General features: G+C 70.9%; 20 protein-coding genes and 4 tRNA genes. 8 read left to right on the forward strand and 16 right to left on the reverse strand.

The features are described from left to right. Positions 1-72 precede the first annotated feature (72 nt). The 3 genes from nusG to ACFYPN_RS10795 form a co-directional block, all read right to left on the reverse strand. On the reverse strand, positions 73-996 hold the full coding sequence (gene nusG / locus ACFYPN_RS10785; RefSeq protein WP_358755850.1) for a transcription termination/antitermination protein NusG: 924 nt from the start codon (positions 994-996) through the stop codon (positions 73-75). A gap of 73 nt (positions 997-1,069) precedes the next feature. Next, on the reverse strand, positions 1,070-1,354 hold the full coding sequence (secE, locus tag ACFYPN_RS10790; protein WP_327176216.1) for a preprotein translocase subunit SecE: 285 nt from the start codon (positions 1,352-1,354) through the stop codon (positions 1,070-1,072). A 108-nt stretch (positions 1,355-1,462) separates the two neighbouring features. Further along, a tRNA-Trp gene (locus tag ACFYPN_RS10795) sits at positions 1,463-1,535 on the reverse strand. A 278-nt stretch (positions 1,536-1,813) separates the two neighbouring features. On the opposite strand from ACFYPN_RS10795, the gene ACFYPN_RS10800 reads away from it, so the two are divergent. The 3 genes from ACFYPN_RS10800 (at position 1,814) to ACFYPN_RS10810 (ending at position 5,409) form a co-directional block, all read left to right on the forward strand. Then, positions 1,814-3,040, forward strand: a complete 1,227-nt coding sequence (locus tag ACFYPN_RS10800; RefSeq protein WP_358755847.1) for a pyridoxal phosphate-dependent aminotransferase — start codon at positions 1,814-1,816, stop codon at positions 3,038-3,040. Between the two features lie 136 nt (positions 3,041-3,176). Continuing rightward, positions 3,177-4,199 carry an adenosine deaminase gene (locus ACFYPN_RS10805; RefSeq protein WP_389297715.1) on the forward strand — a complete coding sequence of 341 codons (1,023 nt, stop codon included), beginning with the start codon at positions 3,177-3,179 and terminating at the stop codon, positions 4,197-4,199. A gap of 610 nt (positions 4,200-4,809) precedes the next feature. After that, a complete protein-coding gene (locus tag ACFYPN_RS10810) occupies positions 4,810-5,409 on the forward strand; it encodes an SRPBCC family protein (protein WP_389297717.1) in 600 nt (199 codons plus the stop codon). Positions 5,410-5,481: 72 nt separating this feature from the next. Here ACFYPN_RS10810 and ACFYPN_RS10815 read toward each other — a convergent pair whose 3' ends face one another. The 8 genes from ACFYPN_RS10815 to ACFYPN_RS10850 all read right to left on the reverse strand — a co-directional run bounded on the left by ACFYPN_RS10815 (position 5,482) and on the right by ACFYPN_RS10850 (position 10,441). Further along, positions 5,482-6,537 carry a UDP-N-acetylmuramate dehydrogenase gene (locus tag ACFYPN_RS10815; RefSeq protein WP_389297719.1) on the reverse strand — a complete coding sequence of 352 codons (1,056 nt, stop codon included), beginning with the start codon at positions 6,535-6,537 and terminating at the stop codon, positions 5,482-5,484. Between the two features lie 83 nt (positions 6,538-6,620). Beyond that, a complete protein-coding gene (locus tag ACFYPN_RS10820) occupies positions 6,621-8,066 on the reverse strand; it encodes an MFS transporter (RefSeq protein ID WP_389297721.1) in 1,446 nt (481 codons plus the stop codon). 173 nt (positions 8,067-8,239) lie between these two features. Continuing rightward, entirely contained in the window at positions 8,240-8,806 is a 567-nt protein-coding gene (locus tag ACFYPN_RS10825) for a TetR/AcrR family transcriptional regulator (protein WP_389297917.1), read from the reverse strand. A 184-nt stretch (positions 8,807-8,990) separates the two neighbouring features. Further along, positions 8,991-9,419 (reverse strand): MaoC family dehydratase, encoded by a 429-nt coding sequence (locus ACFYPN_RS10830; RefSeq protein WP_389297723.1) that lies wholly within the window; start codon positions 9,417-9,419, stop codon positions 8,991-8,993. Continuing rightward, complete coding sequence (locus tag ACFYPN_RS10835) at positions 9,419-9,871, reverse strand: MaoC family dehydratase N-terminal domain-containing protein (RefSeq protein ID WP_389297725.1); 453 nt, start codon at positions 9,869-9,871, stop codon at positions 9,419-9,421. The genes ACFYPN_RS10830 and ACFYPN_RS10835 overlap by 1 nt, the downstream gene beginning before the upstream one ends. 124 nt (positions 9,872-9,995) lie before the next feature. Beyond that, positions 9,996-10,160: a 50S ribosomal protein L33 gene (rpmG, locus tag ACFYPN_RS10840; RefSeq protein WP_003956487.1), complete on the reverse strand. Its 165-nt coding sequence runs from the start codon at positions 10,158-10,160 to the stop codon at positions 9,996-9,998. Positions 10,161-10,249: 89 nt separating this feature from the next. Then, positions 10,250-10,322 (reverse strand) — tRNA-Met (locus ACFYPN_RS10845). A gap of 46 nt (positions 10,323-10,368) precedes the next feature. Further along, positions 10,369-10,441: transfer RNA gene (locus ACFYPN_RS10850), tRNA-Thr, on the reverse strand. 395 nt (positions 10,442-10,836) lie between these two features. On the opposite strand from ACFYPN_RS10850, the gene ACFYPN_RS10855 reads away from it, so the two are divergent. Together ACFYPN_RS10855 and ACFYPN_RS10860 are read left to right on the forward strand one after the other, a co-directional pair. Beyond that, on the forward strand, positions 10,837-12,204 hold the full coding sequence (locus ACFYPN_RS10855) for an amidohydrolase family protein (RefSeq protein ID WP_389297727.1): 1,368 nt from the start codon (positions 10,837-10,839) through the stop codon (positions 12,202-12,204). A 56-nt stretch (positions 12,205-12,260) separates the two neighbouring features. Continuing rightward, entirely contained in the window at positions 12,261-12,917 is a 657-nt protein-coding gene (locus ACFYPN_RS10860) for an NAD(P)H-binding protein (protein ID WP_358755831.1), read from the forward strand. Positions 12,918-13,078: 161 nt separating this feature from the next. Here ACFYPN_RS10860 and ACFYPN_RS10865 read toward each other — a convergent pair. Further along, positions 13,079-13,160, reverse strand: a tRNA-Tyr gene (locus ACFYPN_RS10865). A 195-nt stretch (positions 13,161-13,355) separates the two neighbouring features. Between ACFYPN_RS10865 and ACFYPN_RS10870 the strand changes: the two genes are divergently transcribed. The 3 genes from ACFYPN_RS10870 (at position 13,356) to ACFYPN_RS10880 (ending at position 15,299) form a co-directional block, all read left to right on the forward strand. Beyond that, a complete protein-coding gene (locus tag ACFYPN_RS10870) occupies positions 13,356-13,844 on the forward strand; it encodes a YajQ family cyclic di-GMP-binding protein (protein ID WP_358755829.1) in 489 nt (162 codons plus the stop codon). A gap of 220 nt (positions 13,845-14,064) precedes the next feature. Next, positions 14,065-14,631 (forward strand): methylated-DNA--[protein]-cysteine S-methyltransferase, encoded by a 567-nt coding sequence (locus ACFYPN_RS10875; RefSeq protein ID WP_389297729.1) that lies wholly within the window; start codon positions 14,065-14,067, stop codon positions 14,629-14,631. Between the two features lie 2 nt (positions 14,632-14,633). Further along, positions 14,634-15,299 (forward strand): alpha-ketoglutarate-dependent dioxygenase AlkB family protein, encoded by a 666-nt coding sequence (locus ACFYPN_RS10880; protein ID WP_389297731.1) that lies wholly within the window; start codon positions 14,634-14,636, stop codon positions 15,297-15,299. Between the two features lie 22 nt (positions 15,300-15,321). Here the strand turns inward: ACFYPN_RS10880 and ACFYPN_RS10885 are convergent, their stop codons facing one another. From ACFYPN_RS10885 to mscL, 4 genes are all read right to left on the reverse strand, one after another. Next, complete coding sequence (locus ACFYPN_RS10885; RefSeq protein ID WP_358755823.1) at positions 15,322-15,594, reverse strand: GlsB/YeaQ/YmgE family stress response membrane protein; 273 nt, start codon at positions 15,592-15,594, stop codon at positions 15,322-15,324. Positions 15,595-15,780: 186 nt separating this feature from the next. Then, a complete protein-coding gene (locus ACFYPN_RS10890) occupies positions 15,781-16,173 on the reverse strand; it encodes a YccF domain-containing protein (protein ID WP_358755821.1) in 393 nt (130 codons plus the stop codon). Beyond that, entirely contained in the window at positions 16,170-17,033 is an 864-nt protein-coding gene (htpX, locus tag ACFYPN_RS10895) for a zinc metalloprotease HtpX (RefSeq protein WP_358755820.1), read from the reverse strand. The genes ACFYPN_RS10890 and htpX overlap by 4 nt, the downstream gene beginning before the upstream one ends. A gap of 225 nt (positions 17,034-17,258) precedes the next feature. Beyond that, the gene (gene mscL / locus ACFYPN_RS10900) at positions 17,259-17,756 is read right to left on the reverse strand and encodes a large conductance mechanosensitive channel protein MscL (RefSeq protein ID WP_358756091.1); all 498 of its coding nucleotides are present in this window, start codon (positions 17,754-17,756) and stop codon (positions 17,259-17,261) included. Positions 17,757-17,798: the final 42 nt, after the last annotated feature.

Here is a 17,798-nt window from a genome sequence, read left to right on the forward strand (position 1 = left end):
AGCAGGTCAGACCGGCTGCGAAGCCTGTCTGACCTGCTCGGTAAGCATGTGCCCAGAAGGAGGCGGAAGCCGTCAGTTCTTCTGGATCTGGTCGAAGCTGAGCTCGACCGGGGTCTCGCGACCGAAGATCTCGACGAGGCCCTTGACCTTCTTCGAGTCGGCGTTGATCTCGTTGATCGTCGCCTGCAGCGTCGCGAACGGGCCGTCGGTGACGGTGACCGAGTCGCCCACCTCGAAGTCGAGCACCTGGACCTCGACCCGACGGGACGGAGCCGGCTTGCCCGCGGCCTCGGCGGCCTCGCGAGCGGCCTTCTCCTCGGCCTCGGGAGCGAGCATCTTGACGATCTCGTCCAGGGTCAGCGGGTACGGGTCGTAGGCGTTGCCCACGAAGCCGGTGACGCCGGGCGTGTTGCGGACGACGCCCCAGGACTCGTTCGTCAGATCCATGCGCACCAGGACGTAACCCGGGAGCTTGTTCTGGCGAACGTTCTTGCGCTCGCCGTTCTTGATCTGGACGATCTCTTCCTCGGGGACTTCGGCCTGGTAGACGAACTCCTCGACGTTGAGCGAGACGGCACGCTGTTCGAGGTTGGCCTTCACGCGCTTCTCGTACCCGGCGTACGTGTGGATGACGTACCACTCGCCGGGCAGGGTGCGGAGTTCCTCGCGCAGGGCGGCGACGGGGTCGACGGGGGCGGCCGGCTCGGCGGCTTCCTCGGACTCCTCGTCGGCGTCGTCCGCGGACTCGTCGTCTGCATCGTCCGCAGACTCAGCGGCGAGCTCTGCGTCTTCGTCGGACTCGGCGTCTTCGTCGGACGCGTCGGCGGAAACGTCCTCGTCAGGCTCGGCGTCGGCGCTCTCGTCAGCAGCTTCGACCTGGTCCGAGGACTCGGAGGACTCGGACTCCGAGGCCTCAACGATGTCGTGCTGGTCCTCGGCGGACTCGACTGCGTCCGTCCCGGACTCGGCGGCGTCGTTCAGGTTCGGGTCAGACACGATGGCTGCTTCTTCCTGGATACAAATGGGTGGAACATGCGAAAGGGGCGCCGGTGAGGCGCCCTCCGCGGGATCAGCCGAAGACGTACTTGATGACCCGCTGGAATCCGAAGTCAATCACGGTAACGAGACCAATCATGACGACTACGAACACAATCACCACGGTGGTGTACGTGCTCAGCTGCTTGCGCGTGGGCCAGACGACCTTGCGCAGCTCGGCGATGATCTGGCGGTAGAAGAGCGCCAGACGGCCGAAGGGGCCCTTCTTGCCGCGCTTGCCGCCCTTCCGAGCCTTCTTGGACTCGGGCGCTTCATCCTCAGCATCAGGCATGTCGATGGAGCCCACGGCGTCCGTCACGCTACTCACCTGATTCCGGGTCGTGGCCGTGCCGCGCCCGTTGGAGCCGCGCACGGCTGTGCAATGAAGTACGTACATGCGCACACATCCCGGCGAAGGAGTGTGTAGCAGGGCCGGAGGGACTTGAACCCCCAACCGCTGGTTTTGGAGACCAGTGCTCTACCAATTGAGCTACGACCCTTTGTGGTTTCCCCAACCTACCGCATGTTCCCCGGTGACCAGGAAGTCATTTCGGTGCGGCTGGTGAAGGCCAACGACAGGTGAGTGTACGTGTTCACGGGCCCGGCGTCGAACAGAAGTTGAGCGGGCCATCCGGACGGGGGTGCACAGGGCGTGTCCCGGGGCCTGCCCGGACCCCGGCTCCGCCGCTGGCCAGGGCCCGCACGACGGGCTCGGGCGCCCCTTCCACCCGCTGGAACGGTCGCGCCGAGGGGGCCGGTGGTCAGGCACCATGGGGATATGAGCTCTGCAACTTCTCCGACCGAACGCCGGGTCTCCGTCCGCGTCGGTGCGATCTCCGAGTCCGCCACCCTTGCCGTCGACGCCAAGGCGAAGGCCCTCAAGGCCGCCGGCCGTCCGGTGATCGGGTTCGGTGCCGGTGAGCCCGATTTCCCGACGCCCGACTACATCGTCGAGGCCGCGATCGAGGCGTGCCGCAACCCGAAGTACCACCGCTACACCCCGGCCGGCGGGCTGCCGGAGCTCAAGGCAGCCATCGCGGCGAAGACGCTGCGCGACTCCGGCTACGCGGTGGACGCCTCGCAGATCCTGGTGACCAACGGCGGCAAGCAGGCCATCTACGAGGCCTTCGCCGCGGTCCTCGACCCGGGTGACGAGGTCATCGTGCCCGCGCCCTACTGGACCACCTACCCGGAGTCGATCCGGCTGGCAGGCGGCGTCCCGGTGGACGTCGTCGCCGACGAGACCACCGGGTACAAGGTGACGGTCGAGCAGCTGGAGGCCGCCCGCACCGAGCGGACGAAGGTCGTCCTCTTCGTCTCGCCGTCGAACCCGACCGGCGCCGTGTACGGCGAGGCCGAGGCGGAGGCGATCGGCCGCTGGGCCGTCGAGCACGGGCTGTGGGTGCTGACCGACGAGATCTATGAGCACCTCGTCTACGGCGACGCGAAGTTCACCTCGCTGCCGGCCCTCCTGCCGGAGCTGCGGGACAAGTGCATCGTCGTCAACGGGGTCGCCAAGACGTACGCCATGACCGGCTGGCGGGTGGGCTGGATCGTCGGCCCGAAGGACATCGTGAAGGCGGCGACCAACCTGCAGTCGCACGCCACCTCCAACGTCTCCAACGTCGCCCAGGTCGCCGCGCTGGCCGCCGTCTCCGGGCCGCTGGACGCGGTCGCCGAGATGCGGACCGCCTTCGACCGGCGCCGCAGGACGATCGTGCGGATGCTCAACGAGATCGACGGCGTCCTCTGCCCCGAGCCCGAGGGCGCGTTCTACGCCTACCCCTCGGTGAAGGGGCTGCTCGGCAAGGAGATCCGCGGCAGGCGCCCGGCGACCTCGGTCGAGCTGGCGGCGCTGATCCTGGACGAGGCCGAGGTCGCCGTCGTCCCGGGTGAGGCGTTCGGTACGCCGGGATACCTGCGGCTGTCGTACGCGCTGGGCGACGACGACCTGGCCGAGGGCGTCTCGCGCATCCAGAAGCTGCTCGCGGAGGCGCGCGACTGACCGCGCACGAAACCCGGGAGGTTGCCCCCGGCCCACGGACTCCATGTCCCGGGCCGGGGGCGCTTTTTTGTTCGCCCCCCGCCCCAAAAGGGAAAGCGGCTTCCGCTCGGGGCCGCGGGTGCGGCAGGATCTTCCAATGGAGCGTGATGTACGTCTGTTGCCCAAGGCCCACCTGCACCTGCACTTCACCGGGTCGATGCGGCCCACCACCCTGCTCGAACTCGCCGACAAGTACGGTGTGCGCCTGCCCGAGGCCCTCACCGGCGGTGAGCCCCCCGAACTGCGGGCGACCGACGAGCGTGGCTGGTTCCGCTTCCAGCGGCTCTACGACATCGCCCGGTCCTGCCTGCGGGAGCCGGAGGACATCCAGCGCCTGGTGCGGGAGACCGCGCGGGAGGACGTCGCGGACGGCTCGCGCTGGCTGGAGATCCAGGTCGACCCCACCTCGTACGCCCCGCTGCTCGGCGGGCTGATCCCGGCGATCGAGATCATCCTGGACGCCGTGGACAGCGCCTCCCGCGAGACCGGTCTGGGGATGCGGGTGGTGATCGCGGCGAACCGGATGAAGCACCCCCTGGACGCCCGCACACTGGCCCGTCTCGCGGTGCGGTACGCGGACCGGGGGGTCGTCGGCTTCGGCCTCTCCAACGACGAACGCCGGGGCATGGCAAGGGACTTCGACCGCGCGTTCGCCATCGCCCGCGAGGGCGGCCTGATCGCGGCCCCGCACGGCGGCGAGCTGGCCGGCCCGTCCAGCGTCCGCGACTGCCTGGACGACCTGGACGCGTACCGGATCGGGCACGGGGTGCGGGCGGCCGAGGACCCCCGGCTGATGCGCAGGCTCGCGGAGCGCGGGATCACCTGCGAGGTCTGCCCGGCGTCGAACGTGGCACTCGGGGTCTACGAGAAGCCCGGGGACGTGCCGCTGCGGACCCTGTTCGACGCGGGGGTGCCGATGGCGCTCGGGGCGGACGACCCGCTGCTCTTCGGCGCCCGGCTGGCGGACCAGTACGACCTGGTGCGCGAGCACCACGCCTTCACCGACGCGGAACTGGCGGAGCTCGCCCGGCAGTCGGTGCGCGGCTCGGTGGCCCCGGAGGACGTGCGGCGCACCATGCTGGACGGGATCGACGACTGGCTGGCGGCACCGGCGGCCTGAGCACGCCCGTACGGGGCGGACCCGCCCACCCGACCGTCCCGACCCGCGACGGTGCGGGGCAACGGCTGAACACGCGCCGCGGTGGGCGGGCGCCCTCGGCGAGGAGCACCCGCCCACCGCCCGCTCAGCTTCCTCAGCACCCGGCAGGAACGCACTCTGCGCCCTGCCCTCTCCTGTGCGCGCCCCGGACCGCCTTCCGCCCCTCGTTACCTCGGCACCTCGACGCGTGGCGCATCAGCGGACACGGGCGCCCTGTGGTCGCCACCCGGGGCATCCACCCGGTAACAGCAGGTAGTGCCATCTCGCGGCCGTGACGCACCGGCCGCCCCTCTCTCCACGACGGACCCCCTGCTCCACGCGCATCCCACCCCCGTGCCGCCCGGCGGCCCGACGCCCCCGCACGCCCCGCACGCCGCAGTCGGAGCGGTCGCGACCGGGGTGATCGATGCCGACTGGCGCAGCCCCGGAAGAGCGAAAGAAGAGAAGGATTGCTCTGTCTTATAACTTTGGTTACAGTCTCTAACAGAAGCGAGCAACACTAACTTTCGTTCGGTTCTCACCCGCGTCCCGCAGGTGGCCACTCCGCCCTCCCCCGTGAAGGAACTTCGCCATGCGCGCTGCCATCGCCATCCCCCTCGCCGTCGTCGCCACCGCTCTGCTCGTCGGTGCCGGCCTGGACGACGACCACCAGCACAGCCCCTCGCACGGATCGCCCAAGGCGAAGTCCAAGGCGGCGTCCAGTCAGTCGCTCACCTGCGACGGCGTACACGTCGACGAGGCGGCACCGGTGATCACCCGCGAGAGCACCGTGATCCACGCACCGCTGAAGACGGTCTGGAACGTGCAGACGGACGTGGCGAAGTGGCCCGACTGGCAGCCGGACGTCACCTCGCTGGTCAAGAGCACGTCGGGCCCGTTGCGGGCGGGCTCGGTGTTCCGCTGGAAGACCCAGGGCCTGGACATCACGTCCACCGTCAAGCACGTCGAGCACGAGAAGTGCCTGGTCTGGGGAGGTCCCGCTCAGGGCATCGACGCCGTCCACGTCTGGACCTTCGAGGAGCACGACGGCGGGGTGACCGTCCGGACCGAGGAGTCCTGGAGCGGCGCCCCGGTCGAAGCCCAGCCCGTCGCGCTCAGGCAGGCGCTGGAACAGTCCCTGACCGGCTGGCTGAACGCGCTCAAGGCCGAGGCGGAGTTCGGGAAGCGGTAGCGGTGGCAGACCGAGCGCGCAGACGGAGAAACCCCGGGCCACGGAAGGTGGCCCGGGGTTTCCCGTACCGGCTCAGAGACTGACGCCGACCGTCACCGGTTCGTTGACCAGGGTCACGCCGAACGCCTCGCGCACCCCGGCCACCACCTCGCGGGCGAGGGCGAGGAGGTCCTCGGTGGTGGCCTCCCCCCGGTTGGTGAGGGCGAGGGTGTGCTTGGTGGAGATGCGGGCGGGACCGGTGCCGTACCCCTTGGTGAAACCGGCCTTGTCGATCAGCCAGGCGGCCGAGGTCTTGGTCCGTACGCCGTCCGCCGGGTAGGCGGGCGGGGTGACGTCCGGGCCCAGGCGCTCCGCGACGCGGAAGAGGAAGTCCGCGTACTCCCGCTCGTCGAGCACCGGGTTGGTGAAGAAGGAGCCGGCGGACCAGGTGTCGTGGTCCTCGGGGTCCAGCACCATGCCCTTGGCCGCGCGGAGCGCGAGGACGGTCTCCCTGGCGAGGGCGGCGGGAACCCGGTCGCCGGCGCTCACACCGAGGACGCGGGCGGTCTCCGGATACTTGACGGGCGCCGACAGGCCGCCCGCGTCCTCGAGATCGAAGCGGACGCGGAGGACGACGTACCGGTCGGGGTGCTGCTTGAAAGCGCTGTGCCGGTAGGAGAAACCGCACGCGGCGTTGGGGAGGGTGACCGTCTCGCCGGAGCGCCGGTCGTAGGCCACGACCTCGCTGATGGTGGTGGATACCTCCTGGCCGTACGCGCCCACGTTCTGGATCGGCGTGGCACCGGCGCTACCCGGGATGCCGGCGAGGCACTCGATGCCCGCGAGTCCGGCCTCGACGGTACGGGCGACGGCGTCGGTCCAGACCTCGCCCGCCGCTAGTTCGAGGCGGGTTCCGGTGAGCTGGAAGCCGGTGGTGGCGATGCGCAGGGCGGTGCCGTCGAAGCCCTTGTCGCCGATGACCAGATTGGAGCCGCCACCGACGACCAGGAGCGGGGTACCCGCGTCGTCGGCCGCGCGGACGGCCGCGATCACCTCCGCGTCGGTCGTCGCGGTGACCAGGCGGGTGGCCGGGCCGCCGAGCCGGAAGGTGGTCAGGGGGGCGAGGGGGGCGTCGTGGAGTACCTGCACGGGTCAAGAGTACGGTCCGCGCCCCCGCCGCTCGGGCGGGGCCACGGACCGTACGGCATGGCGGGCGGGGGGTACGGCGCCGGTCAGGCCGGGATGCGGAGGGCCGGGGTGGTGGGCCCGGACTCCGGCTCCACCACCGGCGAGCCGCCGCGCCGGCCCGGTACCAGCAGCGCGGCCAGCGCGGCGAGAGCGACGACACCGGCCCCGATCCAGACCGCGGGCACGGTCCCGTCGGTGAACTGCTGCGGGGAGCCGAAGCCGCCCCGGGCGGAGAACACGGAGGCCAGTACGGCGACCCCGAGTGCGCCGCCGACCTCGCGGAGCGCGTTGTTGGCGCCGGAGGCGATGCCCAGTTCGCTCGGGGGGACGCTGGACATGACGAGTCCGGAGGCGGGCGCGAAGTACATCGCCATACCGACACCGCCGATGATCAGGCCGGGCAGCTGGGCGGTGTAGGCGACGTCCGGGCTGAGCACCCGGGCGAAGAGCGCGAGGCCCACCGCCTGGAGCGCGAGGCCGGTGACGACGATGGGACGGCCGCCGAACCGGTCGCTGAGGTAGCCGGCGACCGGCGCGACCAGGATCGGCATACCGGTCCAGGGCAGCATCCGCAGCCCGGCCTCGGTGGGCGAGTAGCCGAGCGCGCTCTGGAGGAACTGGCTGAGCAGGAAGATCGAGCCGAACATGCCGAGGAACATCAGCAGGCTCGCGACGTTGATGCCGAAGAAGGCCCGGCTGCGGAAGAGCCGCATCGGCAGCATGGGTCGCTTCGCGGTGAGGCCGTGGCGGACGAAGCCGCCGAGCAGCGCGGTGCCCGCGAGGAGTCCGGTGAGGACGGGCGCGCTGGTCCAGCCCTCGGAGTTGGCGCTGACGAGGGCGTACACGATCCCGAAGAGGCCGCCGCTGACCAGCAGGGTGCCGGGGACGTCGAGCCGGGCGTCCGGGGCGTGCGACTCCGTCAGGCGCAGCCGGGCCAGCGGCAGCAGCACGATGCCGACGGGTACGTTCAGCCAGAAGATCCACTGCCAGGAGATGTGTTCGGTGATGCTGCCGCCGATGAGCGGGCCGCTCGCCACGGCAAGGCCGGTGACCGCGCTGTAGATGCCGAGCACGGCGCCCCGGCGGGCCGCCGGGACGGCCGCCGTGAGCAGGGTGAGGGTGAGCGGCATCATGATCGCTGCCCCGACGCCCTGGACCGCCCGGAAGGCGATGAGTTCGCCGATGCCGGGCGAGAGGGCTGCCGCTGCGGAGGCGCCGGTGAAGACGGTGAGCCCGATGAGGAAGAGCCGGCGGCGGCCGAACCGGTCGCCCAGGGCCGCGCCCATCATCAGGAGCACCGCGAAGGTCAGCGTGTAGGCGTTCACCGTCCATTCGAGCTCCTTCAGTCCGCCGCCGAGACTCACGCGGATGGACGGCAGGGCCGTGGTGACGACCAGGTTGTCGAGCGCCGCCATGAAGCTGGCGAGGCTCGTGACGACGAGGGCCCAGACGGCTCTTCGGCGAAGGGCCGTGGGTGTGGGCGGGTGCATGACTCCCCCTGAGGGTTAGTTATTGATGACTAACTTCTATGAGCAGAAAACGGGCGGACCCCGGTCGCGCTGTTCTCAGTGGGGGGAGCCTGCTCGATCCGGCCCGGTCCGGCTGGAGCCGACTGGATCCGGCTCGATCCGCCTGGAACCGGATCTCGGTTCAGGGAGAGGCGCTAGACGGGCGGCGTTCCGGCCGCCCTCGGGCGGGCGGTCTCCCAGAAGGCCGACCAGACCCGGTGGTCGGCCGAGAAGCCGAGCGAGGAGAGGGTGTTCATGAGCATGCCGTGGGCGAAGTAGTTCTTGGTCGCCTCGATGTCGCCTCCCAGCGCGAGGTGGATCTCGTCCCACATCCGCACCCAGGTGGCCCGCACGGAGGCCCCGAACTCGTGATCACCGGAGGCTTCCGCCGCCGCGACGGCCGCGTACGTCTGCATCTGCATCAGCAGCATGTCGGGGTCGTCCGAGAGCAGGCGCCCGTACGCGACCGCCATGCACTGGGTCACGTCCTCGCCCTCACGGCCCGCACCGGCCTCCACGAGGAGGTCGATGGTGTCGGAGAGGCAGCGCTCCGCGGCCGCGAGGAACATCGCCTGCTTGCTGGGGAAGAGGCGGAAGAGGTACGGCTGCGAGACACCGACGCGCCGGGCGATCGTCTCCGTGGACGTCGCGGCGTACCCACCCCGGGCGAACTCGGTGATCGCCGCCCGGACGACACTCTCGCGCCGCTCCTGTGCGCTCATCCTTGCCATGAAAGTAAGTTATTGCTCAATCACTTACGGGGTCAAGCCCTTGCACTCCCCCGGCCGTCGCGGCCGGGCGGTCACAGCGACCGGGTACGGCGAAGGGGCACCCGACGAAGCGGATGCCCCTTCCCGGGACGCGCGCCACACGCACGGACGCGTGCGGCCCCGTACGAGCGCGGGCTCAGGCGAGGCGGACCACGGCGCGGGACATGCCCAGCACCTTCTGGCCGTCGCACACCGCGATCAGGTCGACGCGGACCTGGTTGTCGTCCAGCTTGGCGGCAACCTTGCCGCTGACCTCGATCAGCGCGCCCTTGTCGTCGTTCGGCACGACGACCGGCTTGGTGAAGCGGACGCCGTACTCCACGACCGCGCCCGGGTCACCGGCCCAGTCCGTGACCACCCGGACCGCCTCGGCCATGGTGAACATGCCGTGCGCGATGACGTCCGGCAGCCCGACCTCGATCGCGAACTTCTCGTTCCAGTGGATCGGGTTGAAGTCGCCGGACGCTCCCGCGTACCGGACCAGCGAGGCCCGGGTGACCGGGAAGGAGCGGGACGGCAGCTCCGTACCGACCTCGACCGACTCGTAAGCGACCTTCGCGGTCATCACGCCTCCTCGGCGGCTCGCGCCACCAGCTTCGTCCAGGCCGTCACGACGTGCGCGCCGGCCTCGTCGTGCACCTCGCCCCGGATGTCCAGGATGTCGTTTCCGGCCATCGACTTGATCTGCTCGATCGTCGAGGTGACCGTCAGCCGGTCCCCCGCCCGTACCGGGCGCGTGTAGGCGAACCTCTGATCTCCGTGCACGACCCGGCTGTAGTCCAGCCCCAGCTGCGGGTCCTCGACGACCTGGCCGGCGGCCTTGAAGGTGATGGAGAAGACAAAGGTGGGCGGTGCGATCACGTCGGGGTGACCGAGCTCACGGGCCGCCTCGGCGTCGAGGTACGCCGGATGGGCATCGCCCACCGCCTCGGCGAACTCGCGGATCTTCTCCCGGCCGACCTCGTACGCCGGGGTGGGCGGATAGGTCCGCCCCACGAAGGACTGGTCGAGCGCCATGAGCTCGCTACCTCCTGATGAAGAGAAAAAGAGGGTCGAGGGAAGGTCGAAGGAACCCACCCACGACCCCATACAACGACACGAGGCCGCCCCCAGTGGGGGCGGCCTCGTGTACGAGCCTGTTTCAGCGGGTTTCGCGGTGCGCAGTGTGCGAGTTGCAGCGCGGGCAGTGCTTCTTCATCTCAAGACGGTCCGGGTTGTTACGCCGGTTCTTCTTGGTGATGTAGTTCCGCTCCTTGCACTCCACGCAGGCCAGCGTGATCTTCGGGCGGACGTCGGTGGCAGCCACGTGAGTGCTCCTAAGACGGACGGATGGACGGATGAACGCATAAAAGAGTAGCCGATCGAAGGACCGACCCCACAATCGGCTACCGTTTGTAGCGGTGACCGGACTTGAACCGGTGACACAGCGATTATGAGCCGCTTGCTCTACCGACTGAGCTACACCGCTTTGATGGAAGGGTCTCCCTGCCGAAGCAGGGCTTCCCGATCACCAGAGCCCCAATGCGGAATCGAACCGCAGACCTTCTCCTTACCATGGAGACGCTCTACCGACTGAGCTATTGGGGCGAGCGAGGAAGACATTACACGGTCCTCCGCCGATCCCCCAAATCCGTTTCCGCGCACCTCCTCCGGAGCCCTCCGCGAGGCGGCCCCGGGGCCCGTTCGCGCCTCTGATCAGGGGCTGAGCACTGAAGAGCGGAACCACAGCCGCCCCACGGAACCCCTCCGTCCGGGGCGTCCCGTCACCCCTCACCGGTATGACTATTTCGCTCCTCCCCGGGACAGGTCGGACTCCGCCCTAGGCTCGGGCCGGTTCGATCTTGAAAACGCCCGTTCCGACGCTTTCCGGGCACCCCGCGGCACCGCTCCCGCGGTTACGCGACCCCGCATTCCCGTGCACCCCGTCCGCCGAACTCGGCGGCCCCTGACGAGCCACCCCCACGACCCCTCTCAGGAGCGCGATGCCCGACAGCCGACCGAGGCGGCCCGACCACGACCCGGCCGACGGCCCGGGCGCGAACCCCGAACCGCTCCTGCTCTGCGGCGCGCGGCTCACCGACGGCCGCCTCGTGGACGTACGCGTGGCCGGCGAGCGGATCGAGGCGGTCGGCGACCCCGGCAGCCTCGGCACCCGGGGCTCGCGGGTCGACCTGCGCGGCTACCTGTTGCTCCCGGCCCCCGCCGAACCTCACGCCCACGGCGACACGGCCCTCACCGCCTCCGACTGCGACGGCGGGCCGCGCGGCCCCCAGGACCTCTGCCGACGCGTCACCGAGGCCACCCTGCTCCAGCTCGGGCACGGCGCGACCGCGCTGCGCACCCACGTCCGGGTGGGCGGCACGCAGGGCCTCGGGCCGCTGGAAGCCGTCCTGCAGGCGCGGCACGCGCTGCGCGGACTCGCCGACCTCACGCCCGTCGCGGTCCCCCGGCGCCTCGCCGGAGCCGCGGGCGGGGACATCACGGCGCTGCTCCGGGACGCCGTCGCGATGGGCGCGGGCGTGATCGGCGGGCGCCCGGACCTGGACCCCGACCCCGACGCGTACGTGGAGAGGGCGCTCTCCGTCGCCGCCGAGCACGGGCTCCCGGTGGACCTGCACACGGACGCGTCCGACCCCGTCCGCCTGGCCCGACTCGCTTCTCGGGCAGCCGAGCTGACGGTCCGGCAGGAGCAGGGGGCGGCGGGGTCAGGGGCGGGGCCGGAGGTGGGGCCGGGAGCCTGGCCGGGGGTCACCATCGGCCCGTGCGGCGGGCTGTCGCGGCTGTCTCCGGAGACCGCGAGGCCGGCGGCCGACCGGCTCGCGGCGGCCGGGGTGACGGTCGTCTGCCTGCCCCAGGGTGGCTGCTCGGCTGCGGAACGCCGACTCGTCGCCCCCGTAGCCCTGTTGCGCGCGGCCGGGGTGCGCGTGGTGGCGGGCAGCGGGGCATTGCGCGACACGGCCAACCCGGTCGGGCGCGGGGATCCGCTGGAGGCGGCGTACCTGCTGGCCTCGCAGCACGGACTGCCCGTCAGAATCGCGTACGACGCCGTCGCGACCACCGCCCGGCAGGCCATGGGGCTGCCCGAAGTGCGGGTGGAGCCGGGCTTCCCGGCCGAGTTGCTCGCGGTGCGCGGGGACGGCCTCGCGGGCGTGCTCTCGCTCGCGTACAGCCGGATCGTGGTGCACCGGGGGCGGATCGTCGCCCGGACGAGCGCAGTGCGCGAGTACTGCGACTCGGAGCTCCCGGAGCCGTACGGGCTGCCGCGCCAGGGCAGGCCCGGCCCAGGACCGGGCCCCGGCCCAGGACCGGGACCGGGACCGGGATCGGGACCGGGATCGGGACCGGGTTGATCTCACACCGGGCGCGCTCCCGGCGTGCGGGCCCGCTCGGGCGTACGGTCGTGACCATGCGCATTGTCATCGCAGGTGGACATGGTGGGATCGCACTGCGGCTGGAGCGTCTGCTCGCCGCACGCGGGGACGAGGCGGTCGGGGTCATCCGCGATCCGGGCCAACGCGGGGATTTGGAGGCGGTGGGCGCCGAAGCGGCCGTCCTGGACCTCGAATCGGCCTCCGTGGACGAGGTGGCCGCGGTGCTCGAGGATGCCGACGCCGCCGTCTTCGCGGCGGGCGCGGGCCCCAGCAGCGGCGCCGCCCGCAAGGACACGGTGGACCGGGCGGCAGCGGTGCTCTTCGCGGACGCGGCCGAACGGGCGGGCGTACGCCGCTACGTCATCGTCTCGTCCATGGGCGCCGACGCCACGCACGCGGGCGACGAGGTCTTCGACGTGTACCTGCGGGCGAAGGGCGCGGCCGACGACAACGTACGGGCACGCCCCGGGCTCGACTGGACGATCCTGCGCCCCGGCATGCTCACCGACGACGCCGGCACCGGACTGGTCCTGCTCTCCCCGTCCACCGGCCGCGGCCCGGTCCCCCGCGACGACGTGGCGGCAACCCTCGCCGAGCTGCTGGACACCCCGAGCACGGCGGGGCTGACCCTGGAGCTGATCTCGGGCAACGTACCGGTGGCGGTCGCGGTCAGGAACGTCGCGGGGAACTGAGCGGGGCGGGGCGCCCGGGGTTGACCTGGGCGCCCCGCGACGGGTGAGCCGCCGGGCGCCGGGCCCGGCTCGTACGGCCCGCGCTCAGCCCTGCGGTTGCGGTCCCGGACCATGAGAAAAGCCCCCGTCCACATTGCTGTGGACGGGGGCTTCCCGTTCGGTGGCGGCGCCAGGGTTCGAACCTGGGTAGGCTGAGCCGGCAGATTTACAGTCTGCTCCCTTTGGCCACTCGGGCACACCGCCTCGAACATTGCTCCGGAACTCCGCTGGTGAGCTCCTTGGCGACGACGTAAACGATACCCGATGCGCGGGGGTGCTCCGCCACTCGATTGATCAGCGTCCGGACCCGGGGTCAGCCTTTAGGCTTTCTTCTGCACGCCACGCTCACGACTGTTCACGACTGTTCACGACTGTTCACGACGCAAGGAGCCACACGTCATGGCCGACTCCAGTTTCGACATCGTCTCGAAGGTCGAGCGGCAGGAGGTCGACAACGCCCTCAACCAGGCCGCGAAGGAGATCTCCACGCGCTACGACTTCAAGGGCACCGGCGCGTCGATCGCCTGGTCCGGCGAGAAGATCCTGATGGAGGCGAACGGCGAGGAGCGCGTCAAGGCGATCCTCGACATCTTCGAGACCAAGTTGATCAAGCGCGGGATCTCGCTGAAGTCGCTGGACGCGGGCGAGCCGCAGCTCTCCGGCAAGGAGTACAAGATCTTCGCGACGATCGAGGAAGGCATCTCCCAGGAGAACGCCAAGAAGGTCGCCAAGGTCATCCGCGACGAGGGTCCCAAGGGCGTCAAGGCCCAGGTGCAGGGCGAAGAGCTGCGCGTCAGCTCGAAGAGCCGTGACGACCTCCAGGCGGTCCAGGCGCTGCTCAAGGGCAAGGACTTCGACTTCGCCCTCCAGTACGTCAACTACCGGTGACGGACGGGCTGAGGCCCGTATCCGTGCTCGCTCGCTGAGGTTCCCCACGGCGGTGTCGTCCCCGGCACCGCCGTGAGCCGTGTTCCGGCCCTGTGGAGCGGGCCGGGCCGCGCGGATGCCCCGGAAACCCGATGTCGGATTTCCGCCAGTCGGAGGACGTGCCTGTGGCGCAGACTCGTAGGTACGGGACCGGGGTGGCACGCGAGAGGGATGACGGGCGATGACGACGGTGTACACGAGGTTCGACAGCCCGCTGGGCGAGCTGCTGCTGGTCGGCGACGAGGCGTCCGGGGGGCTGCTCTCGGTGTCCGTACCGGAGCAGAAGGGCGGGGCCGTGGTCCTGGCGGGGTGGCGGGAGGCGCCGGAGGCGTTCGGGGAGGCGCGGGCGCAGCTCTCGGCGTACTTCGCGGGGCGGCGGACGCGTTTTGAGCTCCCCCATGCGCCCGGAGCCGGGACGGAGTTCCAGCGGCGGGTCTGGCGGGCGCTGGAGGAGATCCCGTACGGCGGAACGGTGTCGTACGGCTGGGTGGCGGAGCGGGTCGGTGCCGCCGGCGCCGGGGTACGGGCGGTGGGCACCGCGATCGGGCGCAATCCGCTGCTGGTGGTGCGGCCGTGCCACCGGGTGATCGGCGCGGACGGTTCGCTGCGGGGGTATGCCGGCGGCCCGGAGCGCAAGGAGCGGCTGCTGACGTTCGAGGGCGCCTGGGCCGGGGGCCGGGCGACCGGGCACGAGGCCGGGGGCGCGGTGGGGGTCGCGGCCGGGGGCCGGGCGACCGGGCGGGGCTGACGGTGTCGGCGGGGCTGTTCCCGAGGGAGCGGCGGACCGTGGCGCCCGGGGCGGTGCACGTGCCGGGATGGCTGTCCGTGGAGCGGCAGCGGGAGCTGGTGGTGGCCTGCCGGGAGTGGGCGCGCGGGCCGGTGCCGCTGCGGCACACGGAGCTGCCGGGCGGCGGGGTGATGTCGGTGCGGACGGTGTGCCTGGGGTGGCACTGGCGGCCGTACAGGTACGTCCGGACCGCCGACGACGTGAACGGGGCCCGGGTCGCGGCTTTCCCGGGGTGGCTCGCGGAGCTGGGGCGGGCGGCCGTGGCGGATGCGTACGAGGACGAGGCCGCGGGCCGGGCGTACGCGCCGGACGCGGGGCTGTTGAACTTCTACGACGACACGGCGCGGATGGGCATGCACCAGGACCGGGAGGAGCTCTCCGGGGCCCCGGTGGTGTCGCTGAGCATCGGCGACACCTGTGTCTTCCGGTTCGGCAACACGGAGGACCGGGGGCGGCCGTGGACGGACGTGGAGCTGGAGTCCGGTGATCTGTTCGTCTTCGGCGGACCGTCGCGCTTCGCGTTCCACGGGGTGCCGAAGGTGTACCCGGGGACGGCCGGCCCGGATACGGGGATGCGGGCCGGCCGGCTCAATCTGACACTGCGGGAGACTGGTCTCGACGACCGGTGACCGGCGGGTGGGGCGGGGCGGGTCAGCGGCGTTCGCGCGAGTTGCCGAAGAGCAGCCGGTAGACGATGAGCAGCACCAGGGAGCCGGCGATGGCGGCGACCCAGGTCGCGAGGTCGAAGAAGTCGTCGTTGATGGGGCGGTCGAGGATCTTCGCGGAGAGCCAGCCTCCGACGAAGGCTCCGGCGATCCCGATGAGGGTCGTGATGATGATGCCGCCGGGGTCGCGCCCCGGCAGCAGGACCTTGGCTATGACTCCGGCGACAAGCCCGAGGATGATCCACGCGATGATGCCCATGTGACCCGCCTACCCTCTTCCTGGTTGTGGAAGCAGGGACGCGCGTGGAGTGGGCACGGTTGCCCGCGCCGGTCGGATTCGTCGTTCGTCGTACCGGCGTGGCTCGCGATGCCGGCGTGGCTCGCTCTCCCCCGGCGCGGCGCCGCTCTCCCCCGGCGCGGCGCCGCTCTCCCGGTGCGGCTCGCGCTACCGGGCGGCGAAGGGCTGGTCGGTGGGGACGACCTCCTTGCCGAACGGCATCAGGGACACCGGGATCAGCTTGAAGTTCGCGATGGCCAGCGGGATGCCGATGATCGTGACGAAGAGCGCGATACCGGTGACGATGTGGCCGAGGGCCAGCCACCAGCCGGCGAGGACCAGCCAGAGGACGTTGCCGACGCAGGAGGCGCCGCCCGCGTCCGTGCGGTCGACCACCGTGTAGCCGAAGGGCCAGAGTGCGTACAGGCCGATACGGAACGCGGCCACGCCGAAAGGGATGCCGATGATCGTGATGCAGAGGATGAGACCGGCGGCGAGGTAGCCGAGGCACATCCAGAAGCCGCACAGGACCAGCCATATGACGTTCAGGATCGTCTTCACGGTCGATGACCTGCCATCTTCTCTAGACGGGCGATGCGCTCCGCCATCGGTGGATGCGTGGAGAACATCTTGGACACGCCCTGGCCGGGCCGGAAGGGGTTCGCGATCATCATGTGACTCGCGGTCTCGATCCGCGGCTCCGGCGGCAGCGGGAGCTGTTTGACGCCGGCGTCGAGCTTGCGCAGGGCGCTCGCCAGGGCGAGCGGGTCCCCGGTGAGCTGGGCCCCGGAGGCGTCCGCCTCGTACTCGCGCGAACGGCTGACGGCGAGCTGGATGACGGAGGCGGCGAGCGGGCCGAGGATCATCACGAGGAGCAGCCCGAAGATGCCGGGGCCCTCGTCGTCGCTGGAGCGGCCGACCGGGATCAGCCAGGCGAAGTTGACCAGGAACATCACCACGGAGGCGAGCGCTCCGGCCACCGACGAGATCAGGATGTCACGGTTGTAGACATGGCTCAGCTCGTGGCCGAGGACACCGCGCAGTTCGCGTTCGTCCAGGATCTGGAGGATGCCGTCGGTGCAGCAGACGGCGGCGTTGCGCGGATTGCGTCCGGTGGCGAAGGCGTTGGGCGCCTGGGTGGGCGAGATGTACAGCCGGGGCATCGGCTGGCGGGCGGCGGTCGAGAGCTCGCGCACGATGCGGTGGATGGCGGGGGCCTCGAACTCGCTGACGGGCCGCGCCCGCATCGCCCGCAGGGCCAGCTTGTCGCTGTTCCAGTACGCGTACGCGTTGGTGCCGACCGCCACGAACAGCGCGACGATCAGGCCCGTACGCCCGAAGAAACTGCCGATGACGATGATCAGCGCGGACAGGCCGCCGAGGAGTACGGCGGTCTTCAGCCCGTTGTGCCGGCGGTGCACGGTTACGCCCTCCAAGTGGTGCAGCAGGGGAACCCTTGCTCGATAGGGCTCCACTTCTCAGTGGAGCTTCCCGCTCTGGTCAACGCCAGGCGGAGTGAGCTAGTTCCCTTGTGCACGGCGCCCGGGGAGGCGAGGGCCGGGCGGCCGTACGGGCGGGAGGGCGAGGTAGCCCGTACGGGTGGCACGCGGACAGGCCGGCGGGGCGGGGCCGGTCCCGGTCGGGCTTCAGCGCTGGGCGGGCAGCTTCTGGGCGCCCGCGGGCTTCCCGGTGAGCCGCTCGGCGAGCGCCACGGCGGCGGGGTCGGGCTCGACCTCACTGGTGCAGTGGCCGCAGCGCGAGGCGATGGCCGGGATGGCGGTGTAGCAGCGCGGGCAGTCGCGCAGGGCGGCCTTGATGTCGGCGGGCTCGTCGGCCTTCTTCGCGGTGAAGCGGTCCTGGACCTTCTGCATGGGGACGACGACGCAGAAGTAGAGCACCGCGGCGGTGATGAGGAAGGCGATGGCCGCGGCGATGAACAGGCCGTAGGGGAACGCGACGTTCTCGACCTTGAAGGACGCCTTGCTGAAGTCCCCGGTGCCCCGGGTGATGACTCCGATGAGCGGCACGATGAAGGCGTTGCTGAACCCCGTGACGACGGCCGTGAAGGCCGCTCCCACGGCGAGGCCGATCGCCATCGAGACGACGTTGCCCCGCAGGATGAAGTCCTTGAATCCGTTCAGCACTGCGCTCTCTCCCTGGTTGTGCTCGTTGCGCGCCGGGGTCGC

The sequence above is a fragment of the Streptomyces sp. NPDC005576 genome, assembly GCF_042871745.1.
Lineage (GTDB): Bacteria > Actinomycetota > Actinomycetes > Streptomycetales > Streptomycetaceae > Streptomyces.